Source organism: Arthrobacter sp. 05T423, from assembly GCF_056396245.1.
In genome coordinates, this window is the sequence record NZ_JBFTLC010000012.1 from 20295 (window position 1) to 38180 (window position 17886).

General features: G+C 67.1%; 19 protein-coding genes, 6 tRNA genes and 1 riboswitch. Of the genes, 6 read left to right on the top strand and 19 right to left on the bottom strand.

From position 1 onward, the window contains the following. Positions 1-37: 37 nt before the first annotated feature. From AC1DFE_RS11035 to AC1DFE_RS11050, 4 genes are all read right to left on the bottom strand, one after another. A complete protein-coding gene (locus AC1DFE_RS11035) occupies positions 38-670 on the bottom strand; it encodes a Trp biosynthesis-associated membrane protein (RefSeq protein ID WP_476905926.1) in 633 nt (210 codons plus the stop codon). Next, positions 670-2265 carry an anthranilate synthase component I gene (locus AC1DFE_RS11040; protein ID WP_476905927.1) on the bottom strand — a complete coding sequence of 532 codons (1596 nt, stop codon included), beginning with the start codon at positions 2263-2265 and terminating at the stop codon, positions 670-672. Before AC1DFE_RS11040 ends, AC1DFE_RS11035 begins: the two co-directional genes overlap by 1 nt. A gap of 143 nt (positions 2266-2408) precedes the next feature. After that, positions 2409-2852 carry a phosphoribosyl-AMP cyclohydrolase gene (gene hisI / locus AC1DFE_RS11045; protein WP_476905928.1) on the bottom strand — a complete coding sequence of 148 codons (444 nt, stop codon included), beginning with the start codon at positions 2850-2852 and terminating at the stop codon, positions 2409-2411. Positions 2853-3075: 223 nt separating this feature from the next. Beyond that, complete coding sequence (locus AC1DFE_RS11050) at positions 3076-3780, bottom strand: hypothetical protein (protein WP_476905929.1); 705 nt, start codon at positions 3778-3780, stop codon at positions 3076-3078. 313 nt (positions 3781-4093) lie between these two features. On the opposite strand from AC1DFE_RS11050, the gene AC1DFE_RS11055 reads away from it, so the two are divergent. Further along, a complete protein-coding gene (locus AC1DFE_RS11055) occupies positions 4094-4738 on the top strand; it encodes a TIGR03085 family metal-binding protein (RefSeq protein ID WP_354263369.1) in 645 nt (214 codons plus the stop codon). 91 nt (positions 4739-4829) lie between these two features. On the opposite strand, the gene hisF is transcribed toward AC1DFE_RS11055, so the two are convergent. From hisF to AC1DFE_RS11130, 15 genes are all read right to left on the bottom strand, one after another. Beyond that, entirely contained in the window at positions 4830-5606 is a 777-nt protein-coding gene (hisF, locus tag AC1DFE_RS11060; protein WP_476905930.1) for an imidazole glycerol phosphate synthase subunit HisF, read from the bottom strand. A 46-nt stretch (positions 5607-5652) separates the two neighbouring features. Further along, positions 5653-6513 (bottom strand): ATP phosphoribosyltransferase, encoded by an 861-nt coding sequence (hisG, locus tag AC1DFE_RS11065; RefSeq protein WP_476905931.1) that lies wholly within the window; start codon positions 6511-6513, stop codon positions 5653-5655. Between the two features lie 59 nt (positions 6514-6572). Further along, positions 6573-6836 (bottom strand): phosphoribosyl-ATP diphosphatase, encoded by a 264-nt coding sequence (locus AC1DFE_RS11070; protein ID WP_476905932.1) that lies wholly within the window; start codon positions 6834-6836, stop codon positions 6573-6575. A gap of 152 nt (positions 6837-6988) precedes the next feature. After that, positions 6989-7471, bottom strand: a complete 483-nt coding sequence (gene ribH / locus AC1DFE_RS11075; protein WP_476905933.1) for a 6,7-dimethyl-8-ribityllumazine synthase — start codon at positions 7469-7471, stop codon at positions 6989-6991. Between the two features lie 19 nt (positions 7472-7490). Further along, on the bottom strand, positions 7491-8192 hold the full coding sequence (ribA, locus tag AC1DFE_RS11080) for a GTP cyclohydrolase II (protein WP_476905934.1): 702 nt from the start codon (positions 8190-8192) through the stop codon (positions 7491-7493). After that, positions 8189-8890 (bottom strand): 3,4-dihydroxy-2-butanone-4-phosphate synthase, encoded by a 702-nt coding sequence (gene ribB / locus AC1DFE_RS11085; RefSeq protein ID WP_476906009.1) that lies wholly within the window; start codon positions 8888-8890, stop codon positions 8189-8191. Before ribB ends, ribA begins: the two co-directional genes overlap by 4 nt. A 53-nt stretch (positions 8891-8943) precedes the next feature. Further along, positions 8944-9597: a riboflavin synthase gene (locus tag AC1DFE_RS11090; protein ID WP_476905935.1), complete on the bottom strand. Its 654-nt coding sequence runs from the start codon at positions 9595-9597 to the stop codon at positions 8944-8946. Further along, entirely contained in the window at positions 9597-10724 is a 1128-nt protein-coding gene (ribD, locus tag AC1DFE_RS11095; RefSeq protein ID WP_476906010.1) for a bifunctional diaminohydroxyphosphoribosylaminopyrimidine deaminase/5-amino-6-(5-phosphoribosylamino)uracil reductase RibD, read from the bottom strand. Before ribD ends, AC1DFE_RS11090 begins: the two co-directional genes overlap by 1 nt. 50 nt (positions 10725-10774) lie before the next feature. After that, positions 10775-11485 (bottom strand): nicotinamide riboside transporter PnuC, encoded by a 711-nt coding sequence (gene pnuC / locus AC1DFE_RS11100; protein WP_476905936.1) that lies wholly within the window; start codon positions 11483-11485, stop codon positions 10775-10777. A 95-nt stretch (positions 11486-11580) separates the two neighbouring features. Next, positions 11581-11728: riboswitch (FMN riboswitch) on the bottom strand. A 131-nt stretch (positions 11729-11859) separates the two neighbouring features. Beyond that, positions 11860-12516, bottom strand: coding sequence for a ribulose-phosphate 3-epimerase (gene rpe, locus AC1DFE_RS11105; protein ID WP_476905937.1), 657 nt, complete (start codon positions 12514-12516; stop codon positions 11860-11862). 71 nt (positions 12517-12587) lie between these two features. After that, positions 12588-14231 carry an RsmB/NOP family class I SAM-dependent RNA methyltransferase gene (locus AC1DFE_RS11110; protein ID WP_476905938.1) on the bottom strand — a complete coding sequence of 548 codons (1644 nt, stop codon included), beginning with the start codon at positions 14229-14231 and terminating at the stop codon, positions 12588-12590. Next, positions 14228-15148 carry a methionyl-tRNA formyltransferase gene (fmt, locus tag AC1DFE_RS11115; RefSeq protein WP_476905939.1) on the bottom strand — a complete coding sequence of 307 codons (921 nt, stop codon included), beginning with the start codon at positions 15146-15148 and terminating at the stop codon, positions 14228-14230. Before fmt ends, AC1DFE_RS11110 begins: the two co-directional genes overlap by 4 nt. Next, positions 15145-15747 carry a peptide deformylase gene (def, locus tag AC1DFE_RS11120; RefSeq protein WP_476905940.1) on the bottom strand — a complete coding sequence of 201 codons (603 nt, stop codon included), beginning with the start codon at positions 15745-15747 and terminating at the stop codon, positions 15145-15147. The genes fmt and def overlap by 4 nt, the downstream gene beginning before the upstream one ends. Before the next feature lie 130 nt (positions 15748-15877). Further along, complete coding sequence (locus tag AC1DFE_RS11125) at positions 15878-16723, bottom strand: cytochrome (RefSeq protein WP_476905941.1); 846 nt, start codon at positions 16721-16723, stop codon at positions 15878-15880. A gap of 115 nt (positions 16724-16838) precedes the next feature. Then, positions 16839-16910: transfer RNA gene (locus AC1DFE_RS11130), tRNA-Val, on the bottom strand. A 272-nt stretch (positions 16911-17182) separates the two neighbouring features. On the opposite strand from AC1DFE_RS11130, the gene AC1DFE_RS11135 reads away from it, so the two are divergent. The 5 genes from AC1DFE_RS11135 (at position 17183) to AC1DFE_RS11155 (ending at position 17758) form a co-directional block, all read left to right on the top strand. Next, positions 17183-17255 (top strand) — tRNA-Gly (locus AC1DFE_RS11135). A 60-nt stretch (positions 17256-17315) separates the two neighbouring features. Then, positions 17316-17386, top strand: a tRNA-Cys gene (locus AC1DFE_RS11140). Positions 17387-17424: 38 nt separating this feature from the next. Continuing rightward, a tRNA-Val gene (locus AC1DFE_RS11145) sits at positions 17425-17499 on the top strand. 57 nt (positions 17500-17556) lie between these two features. Beyond that, a tRNA-Gly gene (locus AC1DFE_RS11150) sits at positions 17557-17629 on the top strand. Positions 17630-17683: 54 nt separating this feature from the next. Further along, positions 17684-17758, top strand: a tRNA-Val gene (locus tag AC1DFE_RS11155). The last annotated feature ends 128 nt before the right edge of the window (positions 17759-17886 follow it).

The window sequence follows — 17886 nt, forward strand, 5'->3', positions numbered from 1 at the left end:
TCGCTGCCGGGGCGCGTGGCTTGCGTGACCCGCGGACTCAGGTGGGGTCATCGCCCCGGGAGAGCCTGTCCCAGCTGTCGATCTCGTCCACCGGTCCGGTCTGCTCCCGCGCGGGGCCCGCCGCCGCGGCGTCGTACTTGGTGCGGGACTTCCAGTACCGCCCGGCCGGAACCACCAGCAGGCCGCAGACAGCCAGCAGGGAACCGGCGACGACGGCGAGCACCGGGAAGGCGCTGACGCTCACGTCCGCGCTGCCGCCCGAGACCCCGGTGGCGGCCGCGATTGATCCCTGGGCCGCGGCCAGGGGATCAGCGAGGACCGTGGCGGCCGCGGCGATGATGCCGGCAGCGGCCAGCACGATGATGGCCGTGATGGCCCAGCGCGCAATTTTCCCGGCGATGGATGCCGCGAGGCCGCCAGCCAGTGCGACCAGGGCCAGGGCCGTGACCGTGGTGGCAGCCTTGCTGCCCTGGACCTGGAGTCCGTCGCCGCCGGAGGCCTGGCCCAGCTGCCGGGGATCCAGGTGAACCGTCAGCCAGGTCTGGGTGGTGGTGCCGAAGACCGCCAGCGCCAGGGCCGCGATCACCAGCACCACCGTCGACTTCCGTGCCCAGCCCGGCACCGTGCTGCGCGTTTTGGCCGGCGCGGCGGATCCGTCGGGAACCGCCATCAGGAGTTTGCCCCGGTGACGGTATCGGGACTGCTGACTGAACCGGGCGTGTCCACGGAGTCCGGGCTGATGTTGTGCAGCGAGCCGGCCGTGTGGACAGCACGCAGCGGGGCTGCCGCCTTGTTGACGGTTTCCTGCGCTTCGGCGGGGTTGCTTGAGTCCGCCACGATGCCGCCGCCGGCCTGGACGTAGGCGCGTCCTTCCCGCAGGAGTGCGGACCGGATGGCGATGGCCATGTCCATGTCGCCGGCAAAGTCCAGGTATCCCACCACGCCGCCGTAGATGCCGCGCCGGTGCGGCTCGAGTTCATCCAGGAGCCGAAGTGCCCGCGGCTTGGGAGCACCGGAGAGGGTACCCGCCGGGAAAGTGGCCTTCAGGACGTCGTAGGCCTTCGCCGTCGGAGCCAGCCGGCCGACGACGGTGGAGACGAGGTGCATGATGTGGCTGAAACGCTCAACCTCCATGAACTGGGTGACATCCACGGAACCCGCCACGCAGACCTTCGAAAGGTCGTTCCGGGACAGGTCAACCAGCATGAGGTGTTCCGCCCGTTCCTTCTGGTCCGCGAGGAGCTCCTCGGCCATGGCCTTGTCCGCGTCCACGGTCTTGCCGCGCGGCCGGGAGCCGGCGATGGGGTGGGTGATGACGTCCTCGCCGGTGACAGTCACCAGCGCCTCCGGCGACGAGCCGACGATCGAGTACTGGCGGCCGGCGGCGTCCTCGAGGCTGAAGATGTACATGTACGGACTCGGGTTGGTGTTGCGCAGCACTCGGTAGACGTCCAGCGGCGAGGCCCCGCACTCCATCTCGAAGCGGCGCGAGATGACCACCTGGAAGACCTCGCCGTCCAGGATCGCCTCCTTGCCCCGGTCGAGGGCGGCAAGGTACTCGGACTCGTGCCAGCGCTCCTGGACGCTGGCGGCAAAATCGAGAGCCGCCGGCTCCAGCACGGACACCGGCTGGACCACCGGGGTGCTGACGCGCGCCAGCAGTTCCTTCACGCGGGAGACGGCGTCATGCCACGCCTCGTCGACACGCTCGGAGCTGTTGTCGAAGTTGATGGCGTTGGCGATCAGCAGCACGGTGCCGTCCATGTTGTCGTGGACGGCCATGTCGGTGACGAGGTTCAGCGCCAGTTCGGGCAGCTGCAGGTCGTCCTCGGGCGGGCTGGTCAGCTTTTCCCAGTGTCGGACCGTTTCCCAGCCGAGGAAGCCCACCAGGCCGGAGGTGAACGGCGGGAGCCCGTCGAACCGGTCCGTGCGCAGCGCCTCGATGGTGTCGCGGATGGCATCAACGGGGTTTCCGTCCACGGGGACCCCGGCCGGAGGCTCGCCCAGCCAGTGTGCCTGCCCGTCCTTGGTGGTCAGCGTGGCTCGGGACCGGGAGCCAATGAAGGAGTAGCGGGACCAGGCGCCGCCGACGGCCGCCGACTCCATGAGGAACGTGCCCGGCTGGCCCTGCGCCAGCTTCCGGTACAGTCCGATCGGCGTTTCGGCATCCGCCAGCACCTTGAGCCGGACGGGGATGACGCGGCTGTGGGCGGCGAGTTCCCGGAATTCTTCCAGGCCAGGGCTGATGATTCCGAGGTCCTGCATGGCTATTGGTTCTCCGTCTGTTTTTGGTAATGCCTGTTGGGTGTTGGGGCCTGCTGGGTGTTGGGGCCTGCTGGGTGTTGGAGGCCTGCTGGGTGTTGGGGCCTGTTGAATGTGGAGGCCTGCTGGGCCGAAGAGATAGGCCGCTAGTCGGCCGGACCTGCCACAACGTCGAAGGCCCGGCCGTCAAAGCAGGTCCGGGTACCGGTGTGGCATGCTGCCCCCACCTGGTCCACCCGCACGAGGAGGGCGTCGCCGTCGCAGTCCAGGGCCACTGACTTGACCCACTGCACGTGGCCGGAGGTATCACCCTTGCGCCAATACTCCTGCCGGGAGCGCGAGTAGAACGTCACGCGGCCGGTGGTCATGGTCCGGTTCAGGGCCTCGTCGTCCATCCAGCCGAGCATGAGCACCTCGTTGGTGTCGAACTGCTGCACAATGGCAGCCACGAGTCCGGCGCCGTCGCGCTTCAGGGCCGAGGCAATGTCGGCCGGAAGGGGGCTTCCGTGCAGAAGTGTTCCGCCGGCATTGGAGGCGGGGGTACCTGCGGTTGGGGCGGGCGCGGGGCTGGGGGCGGGCTGCTCAGACATCACGTCAAGTCTAGTGCCCATGCGGGGACGCTGGCGCAAACGCCCCAACGCCCCACCACCGGCGCCCCACGACGGACGCCGCTGCCGCATCCCTGAGACACAGCACGGCCCACGGGGGCTTAGAGCCACCTGCGGACCCGTGCGGTCAGCTGGATGCCAGCTATTCAACCGGATATCAGCAATTCAAACGTGGGAGCATTTTCCTCGGGTCAGGAATTTCCGGTCAGGAAGTAGACCGCTTCACGACAACGTCGTCAACGTGGCTGGCCCCCATCTGGCGCGGGTGCTCGGCGCCGAACTGGACCCTGCTCAGGCTGGCAGAGGCCAGATTCACTGTCCGGTTGAACACCTGGACAGTTCCGAACCAAATCTGGATGGAGGACCGGGTGCCGTCTGCGCGGACCTGCATCCTGATGTGCTGCCAGGTGTTCAGCGGAACGCTGGCGGCCTGAAGCCTGGCGTAGGTGAGGGTGCCGTTGGAATTCGCGAGCCGCAGCCAGAGCTGGTCGTTGGCTTTATTGCGGAAAACATCGGCCACCCTGTTGGAGCCCGAGAAGAACCGCACGTACGGCACATTGTTGCCGGCGAGCCCGCCCGTGGTGATGTTGAACCAGGCGTCCGCGTTGGCCCGCTTTGTCCCGGTAGCCAGTGCCACAGCCATGTTCGCCACCGAGCCCGCAGTGTCTGTCGCACGGATTCTGACGGAGCAGGTTCCTGAGTGCGCCTTGGGGCTTGCCACGGCCACCGTTCCGGTCCCTGCGATGCTCCTGCTGAACGGCGACAGGGTGTTTCCCTCGAAGTTGGTGGCCGCCACCAGCGTGCCCGTGAAGGTGGTGCTGGCCGGGGCTGCCAGCCCCGTCCGGCACGTCGCCGCCACGCCGGCGTTCGCCGAACCGAAGATCAGACTGCCCGATACCAGCAGCCCCAAGCTGCCGAGTGTCCCATTGTCTTTAGAGTGCTCATTGCTTTTCCTCACGCCACAGATGGAGTTTTCCTGTTCGCTCCACTGCAGCCTTCCAACTCACCCCCGGAAGCAGACCAAAAGAGTCTGGTGTTGCGCTGGAGCCAGTTCGCACGCACTCCCCCTGCACATACTTGGTGTGCCAGCTTGGAAAAAGCTTGGAGTTACTTGAAGCGTCCCCGGATCCGGGAACTGGCCGGACCACCCTGAACCGGGGCACAAATCCACCGACATCAACAGACTGCGCAACTCCCCCGGGGACGTGCTAGTTTTCCAAGTGATGCATTTCGTCGATCCGTCCCGAGAAGTCCTGGCCGAGACCCTGCTTGCGGCCGGTCCTGACTCCCCCACGCTCTGCAAGGGCTGGAAGACCAGGGACCTCGCAGCTCACCTCTACCTGCGTGAGCGGAAGGCCGCCGTCGGGCTGGGCCTGATCATCAAGAGCCTGTCCAAGGCCTCGGACAAGGCAACCGCCCGCCTGGCCGGCAAGCTCAGGACGGCCGACGACTACGCCAAGCTGGTGAACTCCTTCCGCGCAGGACCGCCCGCACTCTCACCCATGAAGATCAAGGCGCTGGACGAGAGCTCCAACCTGATCGAATACTTTGTCCACACGGAGGACGTCCGGCGCGCGGTTGACCGCTGGGCTCCCCGCGCCCTCGACCAGGAATACTCGGACGCCCTGTGGGATGAGCTGGTCAAGCGGGCCGCCATCCTCTACCGCGGCGTGGATTTGGGTATCGTCCTGGTCAGCCCCTCCGGCCCCCGGCATGTTGCCAAGCGCGCACCCGTGTCGGTGGCGATCGTGGGGGAACCCGGCGAGCTGCTGATGCACGCCCACGGCCGCACGCGCCATGCACTGGTCACCTTCGAAGGCCAGCCGGACGCCGTCGCACTCCTCCAGTCAGCCGAAGTGGGTCTGTAACAAAGCAACGCGGGGTCAGTTAGCGCCCAATAACGTCTGATTGTTGGGCGATAAGTGACCCCGCGTTGCTTTTCGGGGCCGCGGGTGGGGACTAGCGGACTTCGAAGCCGGCGTCGCGGATTGCGGCCTTGACCTGGGACATCATGTCATCCGGGCCCCAGTGGAAGATCGAGGCGGCCAGAACGGCGTCCGCACCTGCCTGCACGGCCGGCGGGAAGTGCGCGGGTTCCCCGGCGCCGCCGGAGGCGATGATCGGAACCTTGACCGCGGACCGGACCAGCCGGATGAGCTCGAGGTCGAACCCATCCTTGGTGCCGTCGGCGTCGATGGAGTTCAGCAGGATCTCACCCACTCCGCGGTCCGCCGCTTCCCTGGCCCAGGCGATCGCGTCGATTCCGGTACCTTGGCGGCCACCGTGGGTGGTTACCTCAAAGCCCGACGGCGTGGGCTGGGATCCGGGGCGGACTCGCCGGGCGTCCACGGACAGCACCAGCACCTGGGAGCCGAAGTGCCGGGTGATTTCGTCGATGACGTCGGGGCGGGCCACGGCGGCGGTGTTGATGGAGGCCTTGTCGGCTCCGAAGCGCAGCAGCTTATCCACCTCGGCCACCCCGCGGACGCCGCCGCCGACGGTGAGCGGGATGAACACTTCCTCGGCGGTGCGGCGGACGACGTCGAACGTCGTTTCCCGGTTGCCGGAGGACGCGGTCACGTCCAGGAAGGTGAGTTCGTCGGCGCCGGCGTTGTCGTAGCGGTGCGCCAGTTCCACCGGGTCCCCGGCGTCGCGGAGGCCCTCGAAGTTGATGCCCTTGACCACGCGGCCGGCATCAACGTCCAGGCAGGGAATAACGCGGACGGCTACAGCCATGACTTCTCCTGTTGTACTGCTGGGGTGTGCTGTCTAAGGAAACGGGTCAGATCCGGCAGGCGTGGATGCTGCTGACCAGGATGGCGCGGGCGCCCAGGTCATACAGCTCGTCCATGATCCGGTTGGTTTCCTTCTTGGGCACCATGGAGCGGACGGCCACCCAGTCGGAATCGCGCAGCGGCGAGACGGTGGGTGATTCCAGGCCGGGCGTGAGGCCGGCGGCCTGCTCCACGAGTTCCTTGCGGATGTCGTAGTCCATGAGCACGTACTGGCGCGCCACCAGGACACCCTGCAGGCGGCGGATCAGGACGTCTATTTCCTTGGCCGTGCCGTTGGCCGCCCCGCCCTCGCCGGTGCGCCGGATGAGCACTGCCTCGGACTTGAGGATCGGCTCGCCGAAGATCTCCATGCCGGCGGCCTTGAGGGTGTTGCCCGTTTCCACGACGTCGGCAATGGCGTCCGCGACGCCGAGACGCACGGAGGATTCCACGGCACCGTCCAGCCGGACCACTTTCGCCTTGATGCCGCGCTCCGCCAGGTAATCGCGCAGGAGACCGTCGTAGCTGGTGGCGAGGCGCTTGCCTTCGAGCTCCTCCACCGCGCCGAAGTCCCCGATCGGGCCGGCGAAGCGGAACGTCGAGGCGGCGAAGCCGAGCGGAAGCAGTTCCTCAGCCTCCACCTGCGCGTCCAGCAGGAGGTCGCGGCCGGTGATTCCGACGTCGAGCGTTCCCTGCCCGACGTAAACAGCGATGTCGCGGGGGCGGAGGAAGAAGAACTCGATGTCGTTGTCGGGGTCCACCATGACCAGCTCGCGGGTGTCCCGGCGCTGGCGGTAGCCCGCCTCGGACAGCATCGCCGAGGCGGCTTCGGACAGGGATCCCTTGTTGGGTACGGCTACACGCAGCATGAGGAGGTCTTTCTGGTTTGGAAGTTGGGTGTCAGGCAAGCGGGGCCACGCAGAGGCGGCTAGAGATGCTTGTAGACGTCTTCCAGGCTGAGTCCTTTGGCGAGCATCAGGACCTGCAGGTGGTACAGGAGCTGCGAGATCTCCTCGGCGGCGGCGGCGTCGGATTCATACTCGGCTGCCATCCAGACTTCAGCCGCTTCCTCCACGACTTTCTTGCCGATGCCGTGGATTCCCGACTCCAGTTCGGCGACGGTACGGGAGCCCTCGGGCCGGGTCGCTGCCTTCTCGCTCAGTTCTGCGAACAGCGTCTCGAAATTCTTCACGCCCTCCAGCCTACTTGCTCGGGGCGGGGGCCCGCCTGTCGGGCAGTTCCATGACGGCGGGGATGTGAGCGATTACACACGCTGTGTGCTTGCGCCCGCATCCCCGCAGCCGCGTGGAACTGGGGAAAGATACTTTAGTACTGCTTGAGCACTTAGTAGTTCTTGAGCAGCAGTGCCGTGGACAGCGCGGCTGTGACGGCCTCATGTCCCTTGTCCTCCGAGGACCCAGGCAGTCCTGCCCGGTCCAGCCCCTGTTCTTCGGTGTCGCAGGTGAGCACGCCGAACCCGACCGGAACGCCGGTGCTGACGCTCACATCGGTAAGTCCCGACGTCGCGGCCTGGCAAACGTAGTCAAAGTGCGGCGTACCGCCGCGGATAATAACGCCGAGGGCCACGACGGCGTCAAAGTGCGGTGCCAGCCGCGCGGCAGCGACCGGAAGCTCGAAACTGCCCGGGACGCGCAGCACCGTGGGCTCGTTGATGCCGGCGTCCTTGGCAGCGCGCAGGGCGCCGTCCAGGAGGCCGTCCATGATCTGCGTGTGCCAGCTTGCCGCCACGATCGCCAACTTCAGCTGCGAGGTCTCAGCGGGGTCGAGGGTGGTGAGGTCAATCTGGGGTGCGCCGTGTCCGCTCATAAAGTCTTACCTGATCCGTTCAGTCTTGTTCGTGTTCAAAAGTGTCGGTGCCGGTGCGGGGCAGGCCCGCGGTCTCGGTGTCCAGGGTCAGCAGGTGGTCCATGCGGTCCTTTTTGGTCTGCAGGTACCGGAGGTTCTGTTCCCGCGACGGCACCTCGGTGGGCACCATCTCTATGACCTTCACGCCGGCCATGGCCAGGCGGTTCTGCTTGTCCGGGTTGTTGCTCAGCAACCGGATCTCGTGCAGGCCCATCTCGGCCAGGATCTGCGCCGCGGCTTTATAGCAGCGGGCGTCCACCGGCAGCCCCAGCTGCTCGTTGGCCTCCACGGTGTCGAACCCGGCCTCCTGCAGGGCGTAGGCCTTGATCTTGTTGGCCAGCCCGATGCCGCGGCCTTCCTGGCCGCGCAGGTACAGGAGCGTGCCGCCGTTTTCCGCGATCAGTTCCAGGGCGTAGGCGAGCTGCTCGCCGCAGTCGCAGCGGTAGGAGCCAAAAACATCGCCGGTGAGGCATTCCGAATGCAGGCGCACCAGCGGCGCCTTGCCATCCCTGGGCGGATTCGGCGAGCTGACGGCGAGGTGTTCGGCGCCGGTCACAAGGTCGGTCCAGGCCTGCGTCACGAAACTGCCGAACGCCGTAGGCAGCTGCACCACGGGTCCTTTGCTCACCGGATGCGGCTGCCGGCCGTTGCTGCTCGGTTCCGTTGCTTGAGATGCCGTCATCGTGTTTCCCCTTCTCCGGCCGGTCTGACTTCCAAACTGCTCTCCTGTGAAGATACACGGTTGCCAGCTCCCAGATAGGCAACCAAGTCCTCAATCGAGATCAAGGGGCAGCCGTGCTCGGCAGCGAAAACCCGGAGGCCGTCCAACCGCATCATCTCACCGTCGTCGTACACCACCTCGGCGATCACGCCCACCGGCTCCAGGCCGGCAAGCCGGCAGAGGTCGACGGCCGCTTCGGTGTGGCCGGGGCGTTCACGCACTCCCCCATTAACGGCCCGCAGCGGGAAAATATGCCCGGGACGGGTCAGCGTGTCCGGGCCGCTGGCCGGATCGGCGATGACTCGGGCGGTAAGGGCCCGGTCGGTGGCCGAGATGCCGGTGCTCACGCCGGTGGCCGCGTCGCAGGACACGGTGTATGCAGTGCCCTTCGCATCCTGGTTGACCTCCACCATGGGGGGCAGCTCCAATACGTCGGCCCGGGCGCCATCGAGGGGCACGCAGATGACCCCGGAGCTGTACCGGATGGTCCAGCCCATGAGCGCCGGGGTGGCGTGCTGGGCTGCGAAGATGATGTCGCCTTCGTTTTCCCGGTCCTCGTTGTCCACCACCAGGACCGGCCGGCCGGCCGCCATGGCGCGGACGGCGTCCTCAATCGGGTCAAGCCTGAGGGGAACGGAGGTCAGGTTGCCGGAAGCCAGGTCGCCTGGAGTCGGGGCGCCGGAAACCGCCGCGTCGAGCTTTGCCGTGCCGTTCACCGCTGGACCTCCGAACCTTCAGTGCCGATTTCCGAACCTGCCGTGCGGAAGGCCAGCAACCGCTCGGTGTACTTTGCCAGCACGTCCACCTCGAGGTTCACCCTGCCGCCGGCCGGCTTGGCGCCGAGGCCGGTGTCGGCGAGGGTTGTGGGGATGAGCCCCACCTCGAACCACGGCGCCGTCTCGGCCGCCGGGCTGACCTCGGTGACGGTGAGGGAGACACCGTCGATGGCGATGGAACCTTTTTCCGCGATGTAGCGCGCAAGTCGCTGGGGCACGCCGAACCGGAGCCGTTCCCAGTTTCCCTGCGGCTCGCGTTCGAGCAGCTCGCCGACACCGTCCACGTGCCCCTGCACCACGTGGCCGTCAAGGCGCCCGCCGGCGGGGACGCAGCGTTCCAGGTTGACGGGGTCGCCCGCCGCCAGCTCGCCGATGGTGCTGCGGATCAGGGTCTCGCCCATAACGTCGACGCTAAAGTCCTTGCCGTCGATGGCCGTGGCCGTGAGGCACACGCCGTTGACGGCGATAGAGCCGCCGAGCGCCAGCCCGTCCGCGGTGCCCGGGGCGTGCAGGCGCAGCGTTGCGCTCGAGTCCCCGTTCCGGTCCACGGAGAGGACCTTTCCCTGTTCGGCGATAATTCCGGTGAACATCAGTAGCCTCCCATGGCTGTGCCCGCTGCTGTGCGGGCAGGTAGTGAATCGGTTGACGTTGGTTGTGTTGATATTGCCTGCGCCGCGGCGGGCTGGTCCTGGGTCTGCCGGGGCACGGTGGCTTCTTCCGGGAGCAGGTGCAGGCGCAGGTCCCTGCCCAGGTACTGGACTGCGCCGCCGGAGGCTGCGTCCCATTCCCAGCGCTGGGCATCCGCGAGCGTTCCGATGCCGAGGCCGTTGAGGGCCGGCGTTCCGGAGCCCAGCAACGTGGGGGCCAGGTAGACGATGAGTTCGTCCACGAGGCCCTCGGCCAGGAACGCGCTGAGAATCCTCGATCCGCCCTCCACCATGACGTGCCGGGTGCCCGCGGCGAACAGCATAGCCAGGGCCTCGTGCGGGTCCCGTGTGGGCAGGTGCAGGACCTTGCCGTCCGCGCCGCGCACGGCGGCGTCTTCCGGCACGTCGCGAAGTCCCATGACGGCGCGCAGCGGCTGCAATCCGGTGGCGTCGCCGTTGGCGCCCCGGGCTGTCAGGCGGGGGTTGTCCACCAGCACGGTCTGGGTTCCAACGAGGATGGCGTCGATCCTGCTCCTGATGGCGTGGTTGTCCGCCAGCGACTCCGGGCTGGAAATCCACTGGCTGGTGCCGTCCTCTGCCGCTATCCGGCTGTCCAGGGTCTGCGCGATGTGCAGGGTGACGAAGGGCCGCTGGGCGTCGACGGCCCGGAACCAGCGCCGGTTCAGCTCCAGTGCACGCTCGGCGGCCAGTCCGCTCCGCACGCTCACTCCCGCCGCGCGCAAGGTGGCGGCTCCGCCGGCCGCGGGGTCGTGGGGGTCGTCGACGGCGTACACGACGTTCGCTATCCCGGCGTCGATGATGGCCTGGGCACACGGTCCTGTGCGGCCCACGTGGTTGCACGGTTCCAGCGTGACCACCATCGTGGACCCGTGAAGGTCGACGCCGGTGCTGGCCGCCGCCGCTATCGCGTCGGCTTCGGCGTGCGCGGTGCCGGCACCGCGGTGGTAGCCCGTCGCCAGCTGGCGCCCGTCGGGTCCGACGACGACGGCGCCCACCAGCGGGTTGGCACCCCGGGGACCCTGCAGGGCGGCATCCAGGGCCGTGTTCATGGCGGCTGTTTCAGCGGCGGTGAAGGCCGTTACAGGCTTCTGGGCAGCAGTCACTTCGACACCGCCGGGTCCGGGAAGGCGGTCGCAACCATGACGGCGGAGGCGTCCGCCTGGGCCTGGGTCCGGGAGGCCCGCCACCAGACGATGAAGCCGGCCAGTGTGAAGAAGCCGTAGAACAGGTACATGAAGGCGCTGGCGAAGTATCCGGCGCTGAAGAGCAGCGGAACGCCCACGATGTCCACAGCCACCCAGACCAGCCAGAACTCGGTCCAGCCACGGGCCATGCCGTAGGTGGCCAGGAGCGAGCCGGTGAAGGTCCAGGCGTCAGCCCACACGGGCGGGTAGGAACCGAGGGAGTCGAACAGCGGAGTGAGGGCAGCGGTTCCGGCCACCAGCGCGAGCACGAGCGCCACCCGGGTCCTGGCGCTGGCCCACGTCGGTGCGATCGCCGTCGGGGATCCTGCCGCCCGGCGGCTCTGCTGCCAACGCTGCCAGCCGTAGACGGCCACGATGATGAACATGGCCTGCCGCCCGGCCTGGCCCCAAAGCGTGGCGGGCGTGGCGGAGCCGAAGACATTGCCCAGAAAGACCGTCAGGAGCAGAAGGTTGCCGGCGATGCCGGCCGGCCACGCCCAGACTTTGCGCCGCATGCCGCCGAGGGCACTGGCCAGGCCAAAGATGTTTCCCAGCACTTCGCGGAGAATAAGGACTGATCCGCCCACGGGGATCTGTGCCTCGAAGAGCCAGCGCAGGATGTCCATGCGTGTGTGTCGTTCCTTCCCTCAAGAGCCGAGAATGCTCCGGGGGTATACGACAGCGAAACGCAGCGGCGTTCTGGAACGCCACAAGTACAGCTGTACGTGCTTCTCTCATCCAGACTTTAACTGTCGGTACCGGAATTTCACCGATTCAACCGTTCGCCGGGTTCCGTCAAGGAAACACCGGCTCGCGGGTCGCGGACTGTCACCGCCGGTTCGGACTTACACCGACCCCGGAGCACGTATTGTGTGTTGCTATTCTGACACAACTTGGCGGGTGCCCAGGCTATTCCCGCTACAAAACGGTACACGGCCGTCATGGAGGCCGGTTCGGGCCTCCATGACCGGGCTCATGACTGGAATCCGGGGATGTAAGGCTAGAGGCTGCCGGCCTTGCGCAGCCGGTCGATGGCTCCGGCTGGGTCCGCCGCACCGTACACCGCGGACCCGGCCACGAAGACGTTCGCTCCGGCTTCCGCCGCACGGACAATGGTTTCCTCGGTGATTCCGCCGTCAACCTGGATGGCGACGTTCACCCCGGATCCCTCGATCGCGGCCCGGGCGCGGCGGATCTTGGGCAGCGTGAGATCAAGAAACGCCTGGCCGCCAAATCCGGGCTCCACCGTCATAATCAGCAGCATGTCCAGCTCCGGAAGCATGTCCAAATACGGCTCCACCGCAGTGGTGGGACGCAGCGCCATCCCGGCCTTCGAACCCCGGGCGCGGAGCTCCCGGGCCAGCTTCACCGGCGCGATGGACGCCTCGGCGTGGAACGTCACGGAAGCAAGGCCGGCGTCTGCGTAACCGGGGGCCCAGCGGTCGGCGTCGGAAATCATGAGGTGGGCGTCCAGAGGGACCGGGCTGACCGCCTGGATCCGCTGGACCACGGGAAGTCCCAGGGTGAGGTTGGGGACAAAGTGGTTGTCCATCACATCCACATGCACGGAATCGGCGTTGCTGATTTTCTGCAGCTCGGATTCGAGGTTCACGAAGTCGGCGGAGAGGATGCTGGGGTTGATGCAGCACTGCGTCATGCGGGGTCCTTTCGCGGGACGGAAGTCCGGGGTATGGGATCTGTCGGTGGGAAGTCTGCGCCTGCGCCGGACTAGCGCTTGCGCCGGATCAGGGCGAGGAACATGGCATCCGTGCTGTGGACGTGCGGCCACAGCTGGGCAGTCTTCTCATGCCCGGCGTTCAGGCCTCCGCCCAGGCTCACGGCGTCCAGCACAGTGCCGGCGTCCAGGAGTTCCAGGTCCTCGCGCTTGCGCAGGGCGTCGCTGACCACGGCGGTGGTTTCGGCCGGGTGCGGCGAGCAGGTCACGTAGGCCACCACGCCGCCGGGCCGCACGGCTGCCAGCGCGGAGTTCAGCAGTTCCCGCTGCAGCGGCCCCAGGTCGGCAAGGTCCTTGGGAGTGCGGCGCCAGCGTGATTCGGGCCGGCGGCGCAGGGCTCCGAGTCCGCTGCAGGGCACGTCCACGAGCACGCGGTCAAAGGCGGCCGGCTGCTCAGAGCCAACCTCGCGGCCGTCCCCGGTCCTCACGGTCCAGACGTCCGAGGGGACAGCGGACAGCGCCTGGCTGACCAGTTTGGCCCGGTGCGGGGCGGGCTCGTTGGCCAGCAGCGTGGCACCGCGTTCGTTTGCGAGGGCGCCCAGCAGGGCCGCCTTGCCGCCGGGTCCGGCGCACAGATCGAGCCAGGTTTCCCCAGCGGCGTACTCCCCCGTTAGGCTTTCGGCGTCTGCCGTCTCGAGGCTGGCCGCCGCAAGCGCCCGGGCCACCAGCTGGGAGCCGACGTCCTGCACGCGCGTGGTGCCGGAGCGGACGGACTCCAGCCGGCCGAGGTCACCGCCGCTGGAGAGGGCGGATCCTTCCACCAGTTCACCGGGGACGGCACCGTTCTCCAGGGCCTCGTCCAGGCTTCCCAGCCCKGGAAGGGCCACCAGGTTCACCACTGGCGCAGCGTTGTCGGCTGCCAGGAGGTCGTTGATTTCGCCGACCGGGCGCCCGTGGGCCACGAGGGACTGCCGCAGGGCGCGGACGATCCATTCAGGGTGGGCGTACCGGACGGAGGCAATTTTGTTCTCGTCCTGCTCTCCGCCCACCAGTTCGTCCAGCCACTCGTCCAGGCTGCGGGCAGCCACCTTCCGGAGCACGGCGTTGATCAGGGCGGAGGGGCCCGCGCCGATGACCGCCCGGGCCAGGCCCACGGTCTGGTCGAGGGCCGCATGGGCGGGCACGCGCATTGCCACCAGCTGGTGGACCCCGATGCGCAGGGCATCCAGGACCGCCGGATCCAGCTTGTCCAGGGGCCTGTCCACGCAGCGGGCGAGGATGGCGTCGTACGTGCCCTGGTTCCGAAGCGCGCCGTAGCTCAGTTCGGTGGCGAATCCGGCGTCGCGCCGGTCGAGGCCGTGCTGACGGATGCGCGCCGGCAGCACGAGGTTGGCGTAGGCGTCCTCGGCCGCCACCGCGCGCAGCACTTCGAAGGCCACCAGCCGCGCGGGATCCGCCCTGCGGGTGCGCTGCGCCGGCGCGCTCTCGGTGAAGCTACGCTGCGGTCCGCGGTTGCGCTCCCTGCCCTGCGCATTGCGGCGGCTGGCCCCGCCCCCGCCCCGGCGCTGGTCCGAACCGCCGGTCCCTGAACCGCTGGCCCCTGAACCGCCCGTACCCGAACCGCCGATACCTGAACCGCGCTGGCCGCTGCGGCCGGAACGTCCCTGCCCGGATCCGCTTCTGCCGGAGTCACTCATTGGAATACCACGCTTTCAACTGATGCCTGGCCACGCACCCAGTCGGCAGCGGCCATCATTTTCTTGCCGGCAGGCTGCACCTTGGTGAGTTCGACGGCATGCGAACCCGTGCCCACCACCACGCTCTTGCCGGCCACAGCCAGCTGCCCCGGCGGAACATCGGTAACGTCCGGACGGAGCCGCAGCGGCTCAAGCTTCAGCCGCTGGCCGTCAAGGGTGGTCCAGGCTCCCGGTTCGGGTGTCACGCCGCGCGCCCGCCGGCCCACGGACAGGGCCGGTTCCGACCAGTCAAGGCGGCCGTCGTCTATGGTGAGCTTGGGCGCCAGGGTCACTTCCCCCTGCTGCGGCCGGGCCGATGCCGCACCGGACCCGACGGCGGACAGCGTCTGGGCGAGCAGGACGGCGCCGCTGTGGGACAGCCGTTCAAGCAACGCCCCGGAGGTGTCCTCCGGGCCGACGGCTTCGGTCAGGGTGCCGATGACGGGGCCGGTATCCAGCCCTTCCTCGAGCTGGAAGGTGACGGCACCGGTGATGTCGTCACCGGCAATGACAGCCCGCTGAACGGGAGCGGCACCGCGCCAGGCCGGCAGCAGCGAGAAGTGCAGATTGATCCAGCCGTGCGCCGGAATAGCCAGGGCCGCCCGGGGCACTAGGCCACCGTAGGCGACGATGGCCGCCACGTCCGGACGGGTCTCCGCGATCCGTGCGGTGACGGCAGCGTCCACCCGCGAGGCGTGGATGACGTCGATGCCGAGCTCGGCGGCGCGGGCAGCAACGGGCGACGGCGTGAGCACGCGCTTGCGTCCCACCGGCGCATCCGGCCGGGTCAGCACCGCGACGATTTCGAAACCGGCGGCCACCAGCGCATCCAGCGAGGGGACAGCCACGGACGGTGTTCCGGCGAAGAGGACCCTCATCCGGCAGCGCCGAAGCTGCCGGTTCCGGACGCTGCCGCGCCGAAGCTCGCGCCGCCGAAACTGGAGCCGACGGTCTTGGCGCGCTTAGCCGTGGTCTGTTCGGTGATGGAGTCGTAGTTGGCGTTGCGGATGGAGCGCAGGGCGGTCTTACGGTCCTCGCCTTCGAGCCGGTCGGTGAAGAGGATGCCGTCCAGGTGGTCGGTTTCGTGCTGGAAGCAGCGGGCCAGCATGCCCTCGGCCTCCACCGAGACGGGGTCGCCGTTAATGTCGACGCCGGTCACGCGGGTGCTGCGGTAACGGCGGACAGGGAAGCCCAGCCCGGGGATGGACAGGCACCCCTCCACCTCGTCCGGCTGGAAGTCCTCGCTGTTGTCCAGCACCGGGTTGATGACGTGGCCTTCAACGCCGCCGATCCGGTAGGTGAAGACCCGGAGGCTGACTCCGATCTGGGGCGCGGCCAGGCCTGCGCCTTCCACGTCCTCCATCGTCTCGGTCATGTCGGCAACGAGCCTGGCCAGCTCCGGCCCGAAATCCGTGACAGGGTCGGCAACCGTGCGCAGCACGGGATCGCCGATGATACGGATATTCAGAATTGCCATGTGCAGTCATTTCCTCACGGTGAACGGGTAATAGGATCCAGTCCAGTTTAGTTGCTGCGGCCTGGCCGCCACAGATGACGGCGGCGGCGGCCCGGGCAGCCCCAGCGCAGGGCAGCCCGACGCAGGATAGTCAGGAAAACGCCGGCGGCGCCAAGGGCAGCAGCGCGGGTCCGGCGCTCACGGTGTCCGCGGACATCTCCCACACCCGCCGCAGGGCACAGAACTTCCACCAGTGGTGCTTCAGGACTTCCGGATTTGCGCGGACGGGCCGCACCTCGGTTTCACCGATGGCGACGGCGAGCAGGACCGGGGATTCGCCGTGCTGCCACGGTTCCCATTCCCCTGCCACGGGGTCCACCAGGCTTTCCTCGGCCTTCATGCCGGCAACAAGCTGCATGACCACTTTGTCGTCCAGGGGCTTGACCTGGCCGTCTCGTGTTGTTCCTTTGGTCTTGTAGTCGATGAGACAGGTGCGTCCGTTGATCTTCGCAACAAGGTCCAGCGTTCCCGCATATCCAACCGTCTTGTTCCACACAGTGATCTCCGGGGCAATCGGTTCCACCCGGAACAGCTCCCACCACTCATCGAAGCGGGAGGCGAAGGCTTCCTCGCCGTTGGAGGCCAGCGCTTCCCGCGCTTCCTTCATCTGATGCGGCCTGCCGAGGGCCCGCAGGGCCACCTGCTCGCAGTAGTGGTGCACCCGGTCCCCGCGCTGGGCTGCCTCGTCCCGGTAGGTTTCGGCCGCCTTGGCCGCGCGGTTCACTGCCTGCCGCACCCTCGCGGGGCTGCCCAGGATCTCCGGAAGCGAGGGATCCTTGGCCAGGCTGTTGGCGCCCATATAGCCGAACCAGCCATCCAGGCCGTGGGGCTGCTGCCCGATGACGGTGGTAATTGAGGGAACCGTGAAGTGCTCTGTGGTGGAGCGGGCGTACATCCGGCCATATTCTGTGGCGTGGGCGAGGAGTGGAGCGGTCATGGTGAGACTCTTTCACAGGGGTCTGACATGGATGCCAAGCAGAGACATTGGTGTGCGGAAACAGAAAAGTCCGTTCCTCCCAGATATCTTCTGGGCGAAACGGACTCTCCATCGGTGGGCGATACTGGGTTCGAACCAGTGACCTCTTCGGTGTGAACGAAGCGCGCTACCACTGCGCCAATCGCCCCGATGCATTTGAATGCTAGCCCACGATCCGGGTTAACGGAAATCGGCACCGAGTCGACGGAAGTGAGCGTCCGCGGCCCTGCACGGCTCGCAAAGCCTGGGCCAGAAACTACACGCCTGTAATTCTAAAATCTCCCTAGAATTCAACGAACTATGGCCTTCTGGGACTTTCCGTCGGCACTCGATTTGGAGATTCCCGGAACCTCCTATAGAGTTCTTACTCGTTGGAACGCGACGAACTGCCGATCAGGCACGGAACCGCGGCTCCGAAATGCGGACGTAGCTCAGCTGGTAGAGCACCACCTTGCCAAGGTGGATGTCGCGAGTTCGAATCTCGTCGTCCGCTCGCAGGACACTGTCACGGCACTGATTCCCAGAAGTTGATTCCAGGAACCGATGCTTACACGGTGGGTTGGCCGAGAGGCGAGGCAGCGGCCTGCAAAGCCGTATACACGGGTTCGAATCCCGTACCCACCTCGGTGAAAACCATGGTTTCCGGTAACGCCGGATGCAATGGGCGATTGGCGCAGCGGTAGCGCGCTTCCCTGACACGGAAGAGGTCACTGGTTCGATCCCAGTATCGCCCACCAAAGCAAGGAAACTTGCTTGCAGTTGAACGTTCAGCCTCCGGGCCAGAGTTCAAAAATGCGGACGTAGCTCAGCTGGTAGAGCACCACCTTGCCAAGGTGGATGTCGCGAGTTCGAATCTCGTCGTCCGCTCTCTTTGATCCCTCGGGATCCGAACCCAGGATACCGCCGGTTTTTACCGGCTCCGGGCGATTGGCGCAGCGGTAGCGCGCTTCCCTGACACGGAAGAGGTCACTGGTTCGATCCCAGTATCGCCCACCAAACAGAGCAGCTCCCCGGAGCTGCTTTTTTCTTGCCCTCATACTGTTTGACAAGGTTTGTCAAGAACTCCTTGGCAGGCGCCGCCTTCCGGGCTAGGATCGATGGCGGAGGAGCGAACTGGCTCCGCG